We start from the raw sequence: 16,730 nt of genomic DNA on the forward strand, positions 1-16,730 counted from the left end.
GTCCATACTCCGACCTTGACCCTTTCATCATGCGCGGCCCAGGGTTTCGGGGCCGCCCCGCACGCGAAGAGACGACCATGCGCACCGAGCAACCGAAAGTCATCTACCTCAAGGACTATCAGGCGCCCGACTACCTGATCGACGAGACCAACCTGACCTTCGAGCTGTACGAGGATCACACCCTGGTTCACGCCCAGCTGGTGATGCGCCGCAACCCCGAATCCGGCTCAGGTCTGCCGCCGCTGGTGCTGGACGGCCAGCAACTGGAGCTGCTGTCGCTTTCCATGGACGACCGCGAGCTGGGCGCCGCCGATTACCAGGTGGATGACAGCCATCTGACCCTTCAGCCCGTGACAACGAGCTTCACCCTCGATAGCACCGTGCGCATTCACCCGGAAACCAATACGGCGCTGGAAGGCCTGTACAAGTCCGGCAAGATGTTCTGCACCCAGTGCGAGGCCGAAGGCTTCCGCAAGATCACCTACTACCTCGACCGCCCGGACGTGATGAGCAAGTTCACCACCACCGTGAGCGCCGAGCAGCACCGCTATCCGGTGCTGCTGTCCAACGGTAACCCGGTGGCCAGTGGGGCGGAGGAGGGCGGTCGTCACTGGTCGACCTGGGAAGACCCGTTCAAGAAACCGGCTTATCTGTTCGCTCTGGTGGCGGGCGACCTCTGGTGCGTGGAAGACGTCTTCAACACCATGAGCAAGCGCGACGTGACCCTGCGCATCTATGTCGAGCCGGAGAACATCGACAAGGTGCAGCACGCCATGGACAGCCTGAAGAAGTCCATGCGCTGGGACGAAGAGGTGTATGGCCGCGAATACGATCTGGACATCTTCATGATCGTTGCGGTTAACGACTTCAACATGGGCGCCATGGAGAACAAGGGGCTCAACATCTTCAACTCCAGCTGCGTGCTGGCCAAGGCGGAAACCGCCACCGATGCAGCCCACCAGCGTGTCGAGGCCGTAGTGGCCCACGAGTACTTCCACAACTGGTCGGGCAATCGCGTGACCTGCCGCGACTGGTTTCAGCTGTCGCTGAAAGAAGGCTTCACCGTGTTCCGTGACGCCGAGTTCTCCGCCGATATGAACTCGCGCACCGTCAAGCGCATCGAGGACGTTGCGTTCCTGCGTACCAATCAGTTCGCCGAAGATGCCGGCCCGATGGCCCACCCGGTGCGCCCGGACTCCTTCATCGAAATCTCCAACTTCTACACCCTGACCGTCTACGAGAAGGGTTCGGAAGTGGTACGCATGATCCATACCCTCCTGGGGGCCGAAGGCTTCCGCAAGGGCACCGACTTGTACTTCGAGCGCCATGACGGCCAGGCAGTGACCTGCGACGATTTCGTCAAGGCGATGGAAGATGCCAACGGTGTCGACCTTTCCCAGTTCAAGCGCTGGTATAGCCAGTCCGGTACGCCGCGCCTGCAGGTGGAAGACCGCTACGATGCCGCCACGAAGACCTACAGCCTGACCTTCCGTCAGAGCTGCCCGGCCACCCCGGGGCAGAAGGATAAGCAACCCTTCGTCATTCCCGTGGAGCTGGGGCTGCTGGACGGCCAGGGCCGCGAGCTGCCTCTGCGCCTGCAGGGAGAAGACGCGGCCCAAGGGTGCAGCCGCGTGCTGGCCCTGGGCGAGGCGGAGCAGACCTTTACCTTCGTCGACGTTCCCGAGCGCCCACTGCCTTCGCTGCTGCGAGGCTTCTCCGCGCCGGTGAAGCTCAGCTTTCCCTACAGCCGCGACCAGTTGATGTTCCTCATGCAGCACGACTCCGACGGATTCAACCGTTGGGAAGCCGGCCAGCAACTCTCGGTGCAGGTGCTGCAGGAGCTGATCGGCCAGCATCAGCGCGGCGACAAGCTGGTACTGGATCCGCGCCTGATAACTGCCTTCCGCACCCTGCTTGAGGATGAGTCGCTCGATCAGGCGATGGTTGCAGAAATGCTTTCCCTCCCGAGCGAGGCCTATCTCACCGAGATCAGCGAAGTGGCTGATGTGGATGCCATTCACGCCGCTCGAGAGTTCGCGCGCCAGTCCATCGGCGGAGCCTTGTTCCAACCGCTGCTGGCCCGCTTCCAGGCCAATCGCGCGCTGTCCCGCGAAACCGGCTACGTGGCCGAGGCGGCGCATATCGCCCGTCGCACCCTGCAGAACATTGCGCTTTCCTACTTGATGCAGAGCGGCAAGGCGGAAGTGCTGGAGGCCTGCCGGGAGCAGTTCAGCGATTGCGACAACATGACCGAGCGCCTGTCGGCCCTGGCCGTGCTGGTCAACTCGGGCTTCGAAAAAGAGAAGGCAGAGGCGCTCGAACGCTTCGCCGAATACTTCAAGGATGATCCGCTGGTGATGGACCAGTGGTTCAGTGTGCAAGCCGGCTGTGGTCTTCCAGGTGGCCTGGAACGGGTCAAGGCGTTGATGGAGCACCCGGCCTTCACCCTGAAGAACCCGAACAAGGTGCGTGCCCTGATCGGCGCCTTCGCCAACCAGAACCTGGTGAACTTCCACCGGGCCGATGGTGCCGGCTACCGTTTCCTCGCTGACCATGTGATCACGCTGAACGCCCTCAACCCGCAAATCGCTTCCCGCCAGCTGGCGCCGCTCACCCGCTGGCGCAAGTACGACGCCGCTCGCCAGCAGCTGATGAAGGCCGAGCTGGAGCGCATCCTCGCCTCTGGCGAACTGTCCAGCGATGTCTTCGAAGTGGTTAGCAAGAGCCTCGCCTGACGCTCCGCTGACAGCCTGCGAAAGCGGGCTGTCATCCCTCTGAAGTCTCTTCCTCAAGAAGTGTTACCGGTTAGCTCCGGTAACACTTTTTTGTTACTCAAGGAAATGAATCGGGCCGCTGTTATGCGCAAGCAGTCTTAAAAGCCCATAAATGGCTTGACCAGACAGCTTTTGGTATGAACGTACATGCCCTTCAAGTGTGATCTTGAGTGACAAATCGAGCCAGATCGTCCGACAAGATCGGACAGAAAATTCAAATTTGATCAGTGGATGATCAGTCACTTGTTTGACTGAAATTTGTCGCGAGACTCGTGGAACTTTTCTGACGCTCAATTGCGAATTGGCACCATGGTTGCAACGCCGCTGACGATTTGGCCCCGTTTCGGTGCAATCGAAGCGGGGTGCGCTCTGCGCTGGGGATTTCCTGCCGAAGCCAAACAAAGCCGCCAAGCGGCTGGACAAACAAGCCCGCATGACGGGCTGCCAATAACAAAGTGATCAGTCCACGGAGTAAGACTCGATGGAGCTCAAGTCCCGCAAGCCCACGTTGCGTTTCGCACCGGCCAAGGCAGGTTTCGCCTTCGCCGGTATCCTGCCGCTCCTGGTAGCCGCCCAGGCCCAGGCGGTGGAGTTCAGCTTCGCCAACGACGAAATTTCCGGTTCCCTGGATACCACTGTTTCCTACGGCCAGCTGTGGCGCGTACAGGGCCAGGACAAGACCAACAACGACATCAACACCAACGACGGTAACCGCAACTTCGATACCGGCCTGGTCTCCGAGGTCTACAAGATCACTTCCGACCTGGAAGCGACCTACAAGAACTACGGCATGTTCGTGCGTGGCACCGCTTTCTATGACACCCAGATCATGGACAAGCGCAACGACTACCTGGACAACAACAACCCGGTCCAGCCGAGCCAGAACTTCCCGAAGGACGACAGCTTCACTTACGAAACCCGTCACAAGGCCGGCCGTGACGCGCAGATTCTCGACGCCTACCTCTATGGCAACTGGGACGTGGCCGACATGCCGGTCACCGGCCGTGTTGGCAAGCAGGTATTCAACTGGGGTGAGGGCATCTTCTACCGCGGCGGCGTGAACACCACCAACCCGGTGGACGCGGCCAAGTTCCGTCTGCCGGGCTCCGAACTGAAGGAAGTGCTGGTGCCGGTGGAGGCCCTGAGCTTCAACGTCGGCCTGACTGAAAACCTGTCGATGGAAACCTTCTACCAGTGGAACTGGAAAGAGTCGGCCATCGACCCGGTAGGCACCTTCTACTCCGAGACCGACCTGTTCGCTGATGGCGGCAATACCGCGTACTCCACCCAGCGTGCCCTGCAACCGCTCGCTCCCCTCTACAGCGGCCTGAGCGCTGCGGGTATCGGTGGTCTTCAAGGCGGCCGTAACGTGGACGCCAATGGCGTGATCAAGGTGGCCTCGATCGGCCCGGACATCAACGCCAAGAACGACGGTCAATTCGGCGTGGCTCTCCGCTATATCGCTGAAGAACTGAACTCCACCGAGTTCGGCTTCTACTTTGTCAACTATCACGCCAAAGAGCCGACCATCGCGGCCAACCTGGGTGATTACGCGGGCCTGAACCTTGCCCAGATCGCTGGCGCTGCTTCTACCGCGATCGCTCCGCAGGTTCAGCAGGCAGTTGCAGCCCAGGCGGGTATCTCGGTCGCTCAATTGCGCGCAGTGCTGGCCAACCCGGCCCTCAACCCGGCCCTGGCGCGTGCTTACTCCAACGCGCTGACTACCGCCGCTACTACCGCAGCCGGCGGCCTGGCGACGATGGATGTGGCGAACGCCGTGCAAGCACAGCGTGAATACGCCGAAGACATCCGCATGTACGGCTTCAGCTTCAACACCACCGTGGGCGACGCTTCGGTCTTCGGTGAGTTGGCCTACCGCCCGAACCTGCCGATTGGTATCGCCACCACCAACGACCTGCTGGGTGATCTGCTGCTCCAGGCGCCGCAACTGGCGTCCGGACGTACCGTCAACATCGGCGGCCAGGACGTGCAGCTGGGTGATTCGATCCACAACTCCGAGCGCGTAGAGGCCTTCAACACCTCCCTGGGCACCATCTACAACTTCGGCCCGTCGTTGTCCTTCGACTCCCTGATCGGCGTGGCGGAGCTGGCTTCCGAGCACCTGCGCGGCAGCGACCTGCAATACACCGCGTTCAACGGCCAGAAGCGTTACTACTCCGGCCGCGGCAACAACTCCTACGTGTCCGGCGGCGAGCGTGACGATCAGGTCAATAAGAACGCCTACGGCTACACCCTGCTGGTATCCGGTACCTGGAACGACGTCTACGCCGGCGTGAACATCTCCCCCTACGTCGTCTACAAGGACGACTTCGAGGGCAACTCCTACCAGACCGGCAGCTTCATCGAAGGTCGCAAGGCCTACACCCTGGGCGTCAAAGCGACCTACCTGAACAGCCTGGAAGCCGAACTCCAGTACACCGAGTTCTACGGCGGCGGCCAGAACAACTCGGTACGTGACCGCGACAACATCGGCGTCAACGTCAAGTACTCGTTCTAATCCCAACAAGAACAATACGGGCGCCCCGGGGCGCCCGATACAGACTCATCACGGAGAACCCACATGCTGAAAAAGCTTTCGCTGATTAGCGCCGCGGTTGCCCTGGCGCTCTCCGCCAGCAGCGCCCTGGCCTCGGTTTCGGCCCAGGACGCCACCAAGCTCGGCGCCAGCCTGACCCCCTTCGGTGCCGAGAAGGCCGGCAACGCTGCCGGCACCATCCCGGCCTGGACCGGTGGTATTACCCAGGCTCCGGCTGGCTACAAGTCCGGCCAGCACCACCCGGATCCGTTCCCGGAAGACAAACCGCTGTTCACCATCACCAAGGCGAACCTGGACCAGTACAAGGCCAACCTGACACCCGGTCAGATCGCCCTGTTCAATGCCTACCCGAACAGCTTCCAGATGCCAGTGTACCAGACCCGCCGCTCCGGTTCTGCGCCACAGTGGGTGTATGACAACACCGTCAAGAACGCCACCACCGCCAAGCTGCTGGACGGCGGCAATGGCTTCTCCGATGCCTATGGCGGCATCCCGTTCCCGATCCCGCAGAATGGCGTCGAGGCCCTGTGGAACCACATCACCCGTTATCGCGGCTCCTACATCGTGCGCCGCGCTTCGGAAGTGGCCGTGCAGCGTAATGGCGACTACTCCCTGGTGACCTCGCAGCAGGAAGCCCGGTTCAAGTACTACAACCCGCAAGGTACTTACGCCGACCTGAACAACATCCTGTTCTACTACCTGTCCTTCACCAAGAGCCCGGCTCGCCTGGCTGGTGGTGCCACGCTGGTCCACGAAACCCTCGACCAGGTGAAGGAGCCGCGTCAGGCCTGGGGCTACAACGCCGGCCAGCGTCGCGTGCGCCGCGCACCGAACCTTGCCTACGACACCCCGATCGCTGCTGCCGACGGCCTGCGCACCGCCGACGACACCGACATGTTCAACGGGGCTCCGGACCGATACGACTGGAAGCTGGTAGGCAAGAAGGAAATCTACATCCCGTACAACAACTACAAGGTTTCCAGCCCTGAGGTTAAGTACAAGGACCTGCTGCAGCCCGGCCACCTGAATCCGGCCCTTACCCGCAACGAACTGCACCGCGTGTGGGTCGTGGAAGGCACCCTGAAGGCGGGCGCCCGCCACATCTACTCCAAGCGCACCCTGTTCCTCGACGAGGACAGCTGGCAAGCCGCGGTGGTTGACCAGTACGACGGCCGTGGCGAGCTGTGGCGCGTATCGGTTGCCTACCTGAAGAACTACTACGATCTGCCGACCACCTGGTCCGCACTCGACGTGTTCCACGACCTGCAGGCCCGTCGTTACCACGTGCAGAACCTGGACAACGAAGAGCCGACCACCATCGACTTCACCCAGGCCACTCCGGACGATGGCTACTTCAAGCCATCCGCCCTGCGTCGCCGTGGTACTCGTTGATCGCTTAGAGCTCCAGGAAGAAGGCCGCTACTTGTAGCGGCCTTTTTCATTCTCGTCGGCGATTTTGCAGGCGATAAGCCTGCATCAGAATTGCCCATTGCCTCAGGCGCAGGTCGCCGGGAGGTGTCCGCCTGGGCATTGCCAACCAATTGCAAACGGACGGTTCTGCCAGCGCTGCGTCGATTCGATGTTCCGTCAATGATCGCCGCGCCAGAGCAGTTCGCGCCTCGGTTACACAGCGGCACCTGCGCTTAACAAAACATAACGTCCCGCCGATTGTGCAGGCTTTCCAAAGCTGGCTAGGATTAGTGCGCTGCCTGCCCTGGGCAGCATCCACCTATAACAAAAAGGGGAAAGGTGTATGAGTGAGCCCGTCATGCGGCGCACCCCGTCAGGCCTTGCAGTGGAAAATCTCCACAAGCCGACGTTCCGCTTTCATTCGCCGCTGGCCAAAGCGCTCTCGCTGTTCAGTGTGCTCTCCGTCCTTGCTGTAGCCGCTGCGCCCATCACCGCATCCGCGCTGGCCGCTGATGCGCCGGTCCTCTCCATCGAATCGCCCAAAGCCGTGAGCAGCCTGCTGCTCGACGTCGCCCATGCCGGCAAGCGCCTGGTTGCCGTTGGCGACCGCGGCCACATTCTCTATTCCGACGACAACGGCAAGTCCTGGACCCAGGCCAAGGTGCCTACCCGCCAGATGCTTACCGCTGTCTATTTCGTCGACGACAAGCAAGGCTGGGCCGTTGGCCACGACGCGCAGATCCTCGCCAGTGTGGACGGTGGCGCAACCTGGACCCTTCAGTTCGAAGACCTGCAACGCGAAGCGCCTCTGCTGGATGTCTGGTTCAAGGACGCCAGCACCGGCTTTGCAGTGGGCTCCTATGGCGCCCTGCTGACCACCCGTGACGGCGGCAAGAACTGGGAAGACGTCAGCGACCGCCTCGATAACGAAGACCAGTACCACCTCAACGCCATCACCGCGGTGAAAGACTCCGGCCTGTTCGTGGTAGGGGAGGCGGGCAGCATGTTCCGCTCCGCCGACTGGGGTGAGACCTGGGAACGCCTCGAAGGCCCGTACGAGGGCTCGCTATTCGGTGCACTCGGCACTTCCGAGCCGGGCGTGGTGATCGCCTACGGCCTGCGTGGCCACCTGTTCCGTTCTGCGGACTTCGGCAGCACCTGGGAAACCGTGCCGCTGAAAGCCGGCAACGGCGAACTGGAGTTCGGTCTGTCCGGTGGCGCACTGCTGCCTGACGGTAGCCTGGTGGTGGTCGGTCATGGCGGCAGCGTGCTGAAGAGCACCGACAATGGCCGCAGCTTCGCCGTGGTGAACCGCAGCGATCGCATGTCGCTGGCCAGTGTCATCGCCGACGAGAAAGGCAACCTGATCCTGGTGGGACAGGGCGGTGTACGCGTAGCGTCGCCGACCGGCGCCGAGCTGGGCCAACTATAAGAAAGGCGGAGAATTTCGATGAGTACCCATCACCAGGACAAGGCGACCTTTCTGGAGCGCCTGATCTTCAACAACCGGCCGGCGGTGATCATCATCTGCCTGCTGGTCAGCATCTTCCTCTTCTGGCAGGCCATGCACGTACGGCCCTCCACCAGCTTCGAGAAGATGATCCCGCTGCATCATCCGTACATCCAGAAGATGCTGGAACACCGCAATGACCTGGCCAACCTGGGTAACACCGTGCGTATCTCGGTGGAAGCGGTCGACGGCGACATCTTCACCAAGGAGTACATGGAAACCCTGCGTCAGATCCATGACGAGGTCTTCTACATCTCCGGCGTGGACCGTTCCGGTCTGAAGTCCCTGTGGAGTCCGAGCGTTCGCTGGACCGAAGTGACCGAAGAAGGCTTCGCCGGTGGCGAAGTCATTCCGCAGACCTACGACGGCTCGCCAGCCAGCCTGGAAGAGCTGCGCAACAACGTGCTCAAGTCCGGCCAGATTGGCCGTCTGGTGGCCAACAACTTCAAGTCCAGCATCGTCGATGTGCCGCTGCTCGAGTCCTATCCGGACCCGAACGACCAGGGCAAGCTGATGAAGCTCGACTACCGCCAGTTCTCCCATGAGCTGGAAGAAAAGATCCGTGACAAGTACCAGGCCCAGAACCCCAATGTGAAGGTCCACGTAGTGGGCTTCGCCAAGAAGGTGGGTGACCTGATCGACGGCCTGATCATGGTGGTGATGTTCTTCGGCATCGCCTTCTTCATCACCCTGGTGCTGCTCTACTGGTTCACCTGGTGTATCCGCAGCACCATCGCCGTACTTTCCACCACGCTGGTGGCGGTGATCTGGCAGCTGGGTCTGATGCACACCGTGGGCTTTGGTCTCGACCCGTACTCGATGCTTGTGCCCTTCCTGATCTTCGCCATCGGTATTTCCCACGGCGTGCAGAAGATCAACGGTATCGCCCTGCAATCCAGTGACGCCGACAACGCCCTGACCGCCGCGCGGCGCACGTTCCGCCAGCTGTTCCTGCCGGGCATGATCGCCATCCTCGCTGACGCAGTGGGCTTCATCACCCTGCTGATCATCGACATCGGCGTGATCCGCGAGTTGGCCATCGGCGCTTCCATCGGTGTTGCGGTGATCGTCTTCACTAACCTGATCCTGTTGCCGGTTGCGATCTCCTACGTCGGCATCAGCAAGAAGGCCATCGAGCGCAGCAAGAAGGACGCGGTGCGCGACCATCCGTTCTGGCGCCTGCTGTCCAACTTCGCCCATCCGGTGGTGGCTCCGATTTCCGTGGTCATCGCTTTGATCGCCTTCGGCGGCGGCCTGTGGTACGGCCAGAACCTGAAGATCGGCGACCTCGACCAGGGTGCGCCGGAGCTGCGTCCGGATTCGCGCTACAACCAGGACAACAACTTCATCATCAACAACTACTCCACCAGCTCTGACGTACTGGTAGTCATGGTCAAGACCGGCCCGGAAGGCTGCTCCACCCATGAAACCCTGGCGCCGGTGGACGAGTTGATGTGGAAGATGGAGAACACTCCGGGCGTGCAGTCCGCCATCTCCATGGTCACCGTCTCCAAGCAGGTGATCAAAGGGATGAACGAAGGCAACCTGAAGTGGGAAACCCTTTCCCGCAACCAGGACGTGCTGAACAACTCCATCAGCCGCGCCGAAGGCCTGTACAACTCCGATTGCTCGCTGGCCCCGGTACTGGTGTTCCTCAACGACCACAAGGCCGAGACGCTCTCCCGTGCCGTGAAGACCGTGGAAGAGTTCGCCAAGGATCACAACAAGGATGGTCTGCAGTTCCTCCTCGCCGCCGGTAACGCCGGTATCGAAGCAGCCACCAACGAGGTGATCGCCCAGGCCGAACTGACCATCCTGATCCTGGTGTACATCTGCGTTGCCGTGATGTGCCTGATCACCTTCCGCTCCATCGCTGCCACCCTGTGCATCGTACTGCCGCTGATCCTCACCTCGGTGCTGGGCAACGCGTTGATGGCCTGGCTGGGTATTGGCGTGAAAGTGGCAACCCTGCCGGTGATCGCGCTGGGCGTGGGTATCGGCGTCGACTACGGCATCTATATCTACAGCCGCCTGGAAAGCTTCCTGCGTGCTGGCCTGCCGCTGCAGGAGGCCTACTACGAGACCCTGAAGTCCACCGGCAAGGCCGTGCTCTTCACGGGCCTTTGCCTGGCCATCGGTGTCGCCACCTGGATCTTCTCGGCCATCAAGTTCCAGGCTGACATGGGTCTGATGCTCACCTTCATGCTCCTCTGGAACATGTTCGGTGCCCTGTGGCTGCTGCCGGCCCTGGCGCGCTTCCTGATCAAGCCCGAGAAGCTGGCGGGCAAGGTCGGTGGTTCGCTGCTGGCCCACTGAGCCTGATCGTTGAATAAAAAACCGCGGCCCTGGCCGCGGTTTTTTTATGGGCTTTCGAACGTAACGAGTCGGCGAATGAGTGCGCTCGCACAGGGTATGCGCAGAGCTGCCGTCGTAGGGTGCACCATGCGCACCGATTGCGGATTCAGCTCTCGCGCCGGTCTGATCGCTGGTGCACGCGGCGCACCCTACCTGGGTGGCGAGTGAGTTCGCCCCTACAAGGGAAGTTCGAGGCTGCAGAGGGGGTCTAGGCAATCCGTAGGTTGCGGCAGAGCGCGGCGAAGCCCAACGATCGCGGTCGAGTCCCCACGTTGGGCCTCGCGGGCTCGTACCAACCTACGGAACGAATTCGTCCCAACAAGGTAAGCGCGAGGCTCCAGGCGTCAGCGCGGATACAGCGGCGGCAGTTGGCTCGGTTCGCCAGTGGCCAGTTGTTCCAGCTGGGCGGCAGGCAGGGCGCGAATGGCTTTCCAGAGGTCTTCGCCCTGCCAGTGCAGGCCGGCTTCGCTGTAGAGCGCGCCGTTGAGTCCGTCCATGGCATCTGACAACGGTACGAAGCGGGCGGCCATGTCAGCGAGGGTTTCCGGCTGCTGGCGAGCCCAGTTGTCCAGGGCCTGGCGTGTCGCGTGGGGATCGTTGGATTGGCAGGCACGGCGCAGTTCGTCCAGCAGGGTGCGTGGGCTGGGACCGGCCTGGATCGTGGGCAGGATTGCTGGTTGGCGACGCGCGCGCCACCACAGGCCAAAGCCCAGAAGGGTAGTGCAGGCGAGCAGCGCGCAGGCGAGCTGCCAGGGCCAGACGAGCGCCTGGCCGATCGCATTGCCGACCTGCGTCCCAACCGATAGCGCAGGCGCTGTTTCGAGTTCGGGATTGCTGGCGACCTCCAGGGTGCGTGCAGGAATTTCGCTGCGCTCCAGGCGGTTGTCGCGGGTATTCCACCAGGTCACGGTCACTGCCGGCAGGTCCAGGCGGCCGCTGGTGGTGGGCACCAGCGCTTCGCGCTCTTCGCGGCTACCGATGATTCCGCGGTCGTCGATCTTGTTGCCCATCTGCGGCTGGTCGGGATAGCGGCGCAAGCCTTGGGCCTGTGTCGCCGGCAATGGCGGGATCTGGGCGCTGGAGAGGCCCTCTACATTGAGTAGCAGGCTGCGAGTCAGCGAATCACCGGTCTGCGCGCTGGTCGGATCGGGGCTCCAGGATTCGGTCAGGGTCAGATTGCGTGCCGGCAGCCAGGGTGCGTCGGCAGGATACTCGGAGGGCTTGGGCATGACGGTGAGGGGTATGCGCGGCGAGTTCACCCGCGTCAGCTTGCCGGGGCGCGGGCCAAAGGGTTGGTAGCCGGTATCGCTGCCCGGATCGACCAAGGTCGCGCTGAACACCTGCGGGGGAATGTTCAGAACACCGCTCTTCTGCGGAAAGACGGCGTAGCGCACTTCGATCACACCATGGCGAACGCCGTTGATCTCCTTCTCATATGTGCGCGGATCACCCAGCTGCTCGACACGGGCGTCGTTCATCTGCAGCGGGCTGAGGCTGCTGTCATCGTAGAGGGACACCGAATGGTAGATGCGCAGGGTGAGGATGGCCTGCGCCTGTACATAGACACTTTCCTGGTCGAGGCTGGCGTCGATGAAGACCGGGGCCAGATTGCTGCTGCCGGATTTCTCGCTTTTCTCGGCTTTTTGCACGTGCAGGGTGATCGGGGCACTGTGAACATCGCCCAGCTTCAAAGCCGGGATGGTGACGAAGCCGGTCTGCTTCGGCTGCAGGGTGATGATCCAACGGGTGGCGCGGTCGTTCTTGCCGTTGAAGGTGCCGAGCTGGTTGATCTGACGGGTGGCGAGAACTTCGAAGGTGTCGTTCAGGGGCGTCAGGTCCGGTTTGCCGAACAGGGTCGGGTCGGAAGACTCAAGGGTCAGCTCGACGGTTTCACCTTCGCTCAACCGCGTGCGATCGACGGTGGCGGTGAAGCCGGCGGCCAGGGCCGTCAGCGCCATCAGGCTGAGAAGTAGGGTGCATAGCAGGCGCGTCATCACTGTTCTTCCTGGCGCTGTTGCTGTTCGTACCAGAACTTGCGGCGCAGCAGCTCGGCCGGGTCGTCCGGAATCTGCCGAAGCCATTGTTCGAGGGCCTGGCGACGTTCGTCGCCCAAAGGCTCGTTGCTGGCGGATTGGCTTTGTGTGGTGTTCTGGGAGAGCGCCTGTTCGGCGGTGCCGCCCTGGCCCGGCCGCGTCGACCCACCTGGTTGGGCTTCACCGCCAGCCTGCTGCTGGGCGTTCTGCTCGGCACTTTGTTCGCCCTCCTGTTGTTTCGCAGCATTTGCCTCGCGGCCCTGGCCAGTCTGCTGCTTTTCACTGTTCTGCGCTTCCTGGTCGCCAGCTCTGCTCTCGGCCTCGCGCTGACGCAGCAGGTCTTCCACCAGCGTCTTGTTCTTTGTTGCTGCCGCCAGGTCCGGCTGGCGTTGCAAGGCCGAATCGTAGGCATCTACCGCCGCTTCAAGTTCGCCGGCTTGGGCCAGGGAATTGCCGCGGTTGTAGTGGTCGGCCGCCGTATCGCCCTGGGCGAATCGTGTTGCGGCCTCGGTGTAGTCGCCAGCCTGATAGAGGGCAATACCCTGCCAGCGTGGATCGCTGAAGCGCCTGGCCGCCTCGGCTGGTTGCTGGGCTTCCAGCAGACGTTGGCCTTGTTGGTCCGGACGCAGCCAGAGGTCTTCGAAATCCATGGCGAGGCTTGGGCGGGGAAGCACCAGCAGCAATGGAAGGCAGAACAGCCAGCCACGGCGGCCCGCGCAGGCAGCGATGAGCAGCAGCGGCAGCAGCAACCAGTGGCCCTGATCAGCCCAGGCCGCAAGGCGGGCGATCTCGCCGCTCTCGCGCAGGCTACTGGGGCCATCGAGCAGTTCCAGGCTACGCAGATCACCTTCATCAAGTCGGACTTCAGCGTAGCGGCCGCCCAGGTTTGCGGCGAAACGGCGCAGTTGGGAACCGTCGAGCTTGGGCAGAAGGATGGCGCCCTGATCATCCTTTAGGAAGCCGCCTCCCTCCTGAGCGATGGGGGCGCCGGCTGCCGTGCCGATACCCAGAATGACCAGGCGCTCTGCGCGTGATCCGAGGGCCTTGCGGATACCAGCCTGCTCCTCGTCGTCGAGTCCGCTGGTAATCAGCAGAAGGCGTCCCTGGCCCTGTGCGCCCTGTTCCAGCAGCGTCAGGGCCTTGGCGACGGCAAGGTCGGCACGGTGCCCCTGCTGCGGCATGATCGAGGGCTTCAGGGAGTCGATCAGGTTGAGGCTGGTCATCAGGTCGTCGGAGAGCGGAACCAGGCTGTGGGCACTGCCGGCATAGACGACGATCGCCGTCTGCGCGTCGCGGCGCGCGTCCAGCAGGTCACGCAGCTTGCGTTTCGCCTGCTCCAGACGGCTCGGCGCGATGTCGCTGGCGAGCATGGACGGCGTCAGTTCCAGCATTACCACCAGTGGGTCGGCGCGCTTCTGCGTGCTCTGCTCCATCTGTTGCCAGGTGGGACCGAGAAGGGCCAGCAGGCACAGCAGCCAGGCCAGACCAAGGGCAAGCCAGGGCAGGCGGTTATTGCGTTGGCTGCCGCCGCTCAGTAGCCAGGGCTGGAAGGCACGTGGCAGCAGTTGTTCCCAGCGGCCGCTGCGCCGCTCGCGGTGCCAGAGCTGCCAGAGCAGCCAGCCCAGCAGCGGTAGCAGAAGCAGCCATATAGGGCGCAGCCAGTGGGGCCAGAGCTCCATCATGGGCGCCTCCGTAGCCATTGGGGTCGCTGCTGCAGGGCGTGGGGCCAGAGTACTCGGCAGACCAGTAAGACGCTCAGCAGCAAGGCCCCGGCCAGGGGCCAGCTGTACAGGGAAAATGCCGGACGAGCCTGGCTGGCTCGCTGGGTCACCGGCTCCAGGCGATCCAGGCTTACTTCGATTTCTTCCAGTTCCTTGCTATTGCGTGCGCGGAAATACTGACCGCCAGTCTGTTCGGCGATCGCGGTCAGGGTCGGCTCGTCCAGATCCATGCTTGGATTGAGGCCGAGGATTCCCAGTACATCACTTTGCTCCGGATCGGCGCCGATGCCGATGGTGTAGATCTTCACCTTCTCTTCGGCAGCCAGGCGCGCGGCCGTCAGCGGGTCAATCTCGCCACCGGTGTTGGCGCCATCGGTGATCAGCACCAGCACGCGGCTGTCAGCTGGCCGCTGGCGCAGGCGTTTAACCGCCAGGCCAATGGCGTCGCCGACGGCAGTGTTCTTGCCAGCGATGCCGATCAGGGCCTCGTCCAGCCAGGTGTGCACGGTTTGTCGGTCGAACGTCAGGGGCGCCTGCAGGTACGCCTGGCTGCCGAACAGGATTAGGCCGATGCGATCGCCGCGGCGGCCGTCGATGAACTCGCCCATCAGGTGTTTCACCAGGGTGAGTCGGCTGACTTCTTCCTCTTCCCATTGCATGTCGGCGTAATCCATGGACCCGGACACATCCACCGCCAGTAGCAGGTCGCGTCCGCTGGTGGGCAATGGTTGCGGCTCGCCGACCCACTCCGGGCGAGCGGCGGCGCAGAGCAGCAACAGCCAGAGCAGGGCGAAGGGCGCCTGTTGACGCCAGGCCGGCAGGTTGGCGCGGGCGCGCCGGCCCACCAGGCCTTCGAGGTCGGCGAGGAAGCTCACCTTGAGCGCCGCTTCACCGCTGTCTGCCGGCGGCAGTAGCAGGCGCAGCACCCAGGGCAGCGGGGCGAGGAGAAAGATCCAGGGCCAGGCGAACTCAAACATGCTTGCGGATCCAGGTCTCGACGGACTGGTAGAGGCCGGCGATGGCCTTGTCGTCCAGTTTGCACTGCGGGCGATAGGCGCCTTCGACCAACAGCATCCAGCGTGTCAGGCCAGCGGCCGGGCAGCGGTTGTCGAGATAGGCCAGCCAGGCGCGACCGCTGAGGGTGTGGCTCTGGTCTCCGGGGTAGTGCATGCGGCACAGACGTTTGAGCAGACCGTTGAGTTCCTGCAGCCAGGGGCCGGCAGGTGCGCCGTCGTAGGGTTTTGGCAGGCGCGCCAGTTCATCCAGGGCGGCCTGGCGCAGAGGGTCCAGGGGTTGTTCGGCTTCTTCCGCGGCTGGGCGTGTCCGGAGTCGCCACCAGCGCCAGATAGCCCATGCCAGCAGCGCGAGCAAGGGCGGCAGGCACCACCAGCCGGGTGCCGGCGGCCACCAGGGAATGGGCGTTGGCTCGATAAGGGGTTCCAGTCCGTCCAGTGGGTTCATTGCTTGCCGCCTCGGTGCTGCAAGTAGTCGCGCAGTTGATCGATCATGCCTTCCTGGGTGGACAGCGGCAGCAGCAGAACGCCGAGTCGCTGGGCGAGGCGCTCCCAGCGTGCCACTCGGGCCTCACCCATCTCGCGATAGGCCTGGCGCAGGTCGCTGGCGTGGGTGTCCAGTTCCAGCTGTGCACCGTGTTCGGCGAAACGCAGCAGGCCGGCAGCCGGCAGCGCATGGTCCAGCGGATCGGAAACCGGCATCAGGATCAGGTCGGTGTGACGAGAGAGGAGACTGATCTGCTGCTCGGCGGTATCGGAAAGGGTGCGCTCGTCGCAGAGAATCACCACCAGGCTGCCCGGGCGCAGTACCTCGCGGGCGCGGCGCAGGGCCAGGCTGAAACCTTCGCGCTGGGCACCGCCCGGACTGCCGAGGGCCTGGTTGGCACGGGCCAGGCGGTTCAGCAATTGCAGGAGGCTCTGCTTGCTGCGCCGAGGTTTGATTTCGTGGTGGTCCTGGTCACTGAACACCAGGCCTCCGACCCGGTCGTTGTGGGCCAGGGCGGCCCAGCCGATGAGGCTGGCGGCCTGCGCGGCGAGCACCGACTTGAACACCAGCCCGGTGCCGAAGAACAGCCGCTGGCTTTGCTCGACCATGATGAACACCGGCCGTTCGCGCTCTTCGTGGAACAGCTTGGTGTGGGGTTCCTGGGTGCGTGCGGTGACGCGCCAGTCGATGGTGCGAACGTCGTCGCCTGCCTGGTAGATGCGCACCTGGTCGAAGTCCACGCCACGGCCACGCAGCTTGGAGTGGTGCAGGCCGATCAGTGGACTGCGCCGGGCGGGGCTGGAGAACAGCTGCACTTCCCGAACCCGATGGCGCATGTCGATCAGTTCGGCCAGGTCTACGTGCACGCCT

Annotated in this window: 10 protein-coding genes; 5 read left to right on the top strand and 5 right to left on the bottom strand. The window is 62.9% G+C overall.

Annotated features, from left to right (window positions below):
* Positions 1-77: 77 nt before the first annotated feature.
* The 5 genes from pepN to SA496_RS07880 all read left to right on the top strand — a co-directional run bounded on the left by pepN (position 78) and on the right by SA496_RS07880 (position 10,567).
* Entirely contained in the window at positions 78-2,735 is a 2,658-nt protein-coding gene (pepN, locus tag SA496_RS07860) for an aminopeptidase N (RefSeq protein WP_330115244.1), read from the top strand.
* Positions 2,736-3,255: 520 nt separating this feature from the next.
* Complete coding sequence (locus SA496_RS07865) at positions 3,256-5,292, top strand: DUF1302 domain-containing protein (protein WP_120651724.1); 2,037 nt, start codon at positions 3,256-3,258, stop codon at positions 5,290-5,292.
* Positions 5,293-5,355: 63 nt separating this feature from the next.
* Positions 5,356-6,723 (top strand): DUF1329 domain-containing protein, encoded by a 1,368-nt coding sequence (locus SA496_RS07870; protein WP_120651723.1) that lies wholly within the window; start codon positions 5,356-5,358, stop codon positions 6,721-6,723.
* A 361-nt stretch (positions 6,724-7,084) separates the two neighbouring features.
* Positions 7,085-8,173: a WD40/YVTN/BNR-like repeat-containing protein gene (locus SA496_RS07875; protein WP_371924364.1), complete on the top strand. Its 1,089-nt coding sequence runs from the start codon at positions 7,085-7,087 to the stop codon at positions 8,171-8,173.
* Between the two features lie 18 nt (positions 8,174-8,191).
* Positions 8,192-10,567: an efflux RND transporter permease subunit gene (locus tag SA496_RS07880; RefSeq protein ID WP_120651722.1), complete on the top strand. Its 2,376-nt coding sequence runs from the start codon at positions 8,192-8,194 to the stop codon at positions 10,565-10,567.
* A gap of 383 nt (positions 10,568-10,950) precedes the next feature.
* Here SA496_RS07880 and SA496_RS07885 read toward each other — a convergent pair whose 3' ends face one another.
* From SA496_RS07885 to SA496_RS07905, 5 genes are read right to left on the bottom strand one after another with little or no spacing between them, the layout of a single operon-like run.
* Positions 10,951-12,600: a BatD family protein gene (locus tag SA496_RS07885; RefSeq protein ID WP_120651721.1), complete on the bottom strand. Its 1,650-nt coding sequence runs from the start codon at positions 12,598-12,600 to the stop codon at positions 10,951-10,953.
* Positions 12,600-14,321: a VWA domain-containing protein gene (locus tag SA496_RS07890; RefSeq protein ID WP_120651720.1), complete on the bottom strand. Its 1,722-nt coding sequence runs from the start codon at positions 14,319-14,321 to the stop codon at positions 12,600-12,602. The genes SA496_RS07885 and SA496_RS07890 overlap by 1 nt, the downstream gene beginning before the upstream one ends.
* Entirely contained in the window at positions 14,318-15,337 is a 1,020-nt protein-coding gene (locus SA496_RS07895; RefSeq protein WP_120651719.1) for a vWA domain-containing protein, read from the bottom strand. Before SA496_RS07895 ends, SA496_RS07890 begins: the two co-directional genes overlap by 4 nt.
* Positions 15,330-15,821, bottom strand: a complete 492-nt coding sequence (locus SA496_RS07900) for a DUF4381 domain-containing protein (protein WP_120651718.1) — start codon at positions 15,819-15,821, stop codon at positions 15,330-15,332. Before SA496_RS07900 ends, SA496_RS07895 begins: the two co-directional genes overlap by 8 nt.
* Positions 15,818-16,696: a DUF58 domain-containing protein gene (locus SA496_RS07905; RefSeq protein ID WP_120655229.1), complete on the bottom strand. Its 879-nt coding sequence runs from the start codon at positions 16,694-16,696 to the stop codon at positions 15,818-15,820. The genes SA496_RS07900 and SA496_RS07905 overlap by 4 nt, the downstream gene beginning before the upstream one ends.
* Positions 16,697-16,730: the final 34 nt, after the last annotated feature.

The sequence above is a fragment of the Pseudomonas sp. JS3066 genome (genome assembly GCF_036328175.1).
Taxonomy (GTDB): domain Bacteria; phylum Pseudomonadota; class Gammaproteobacteria; order Pseudomonadales; family Pseudomonadaceae; genus Metapseudomonas.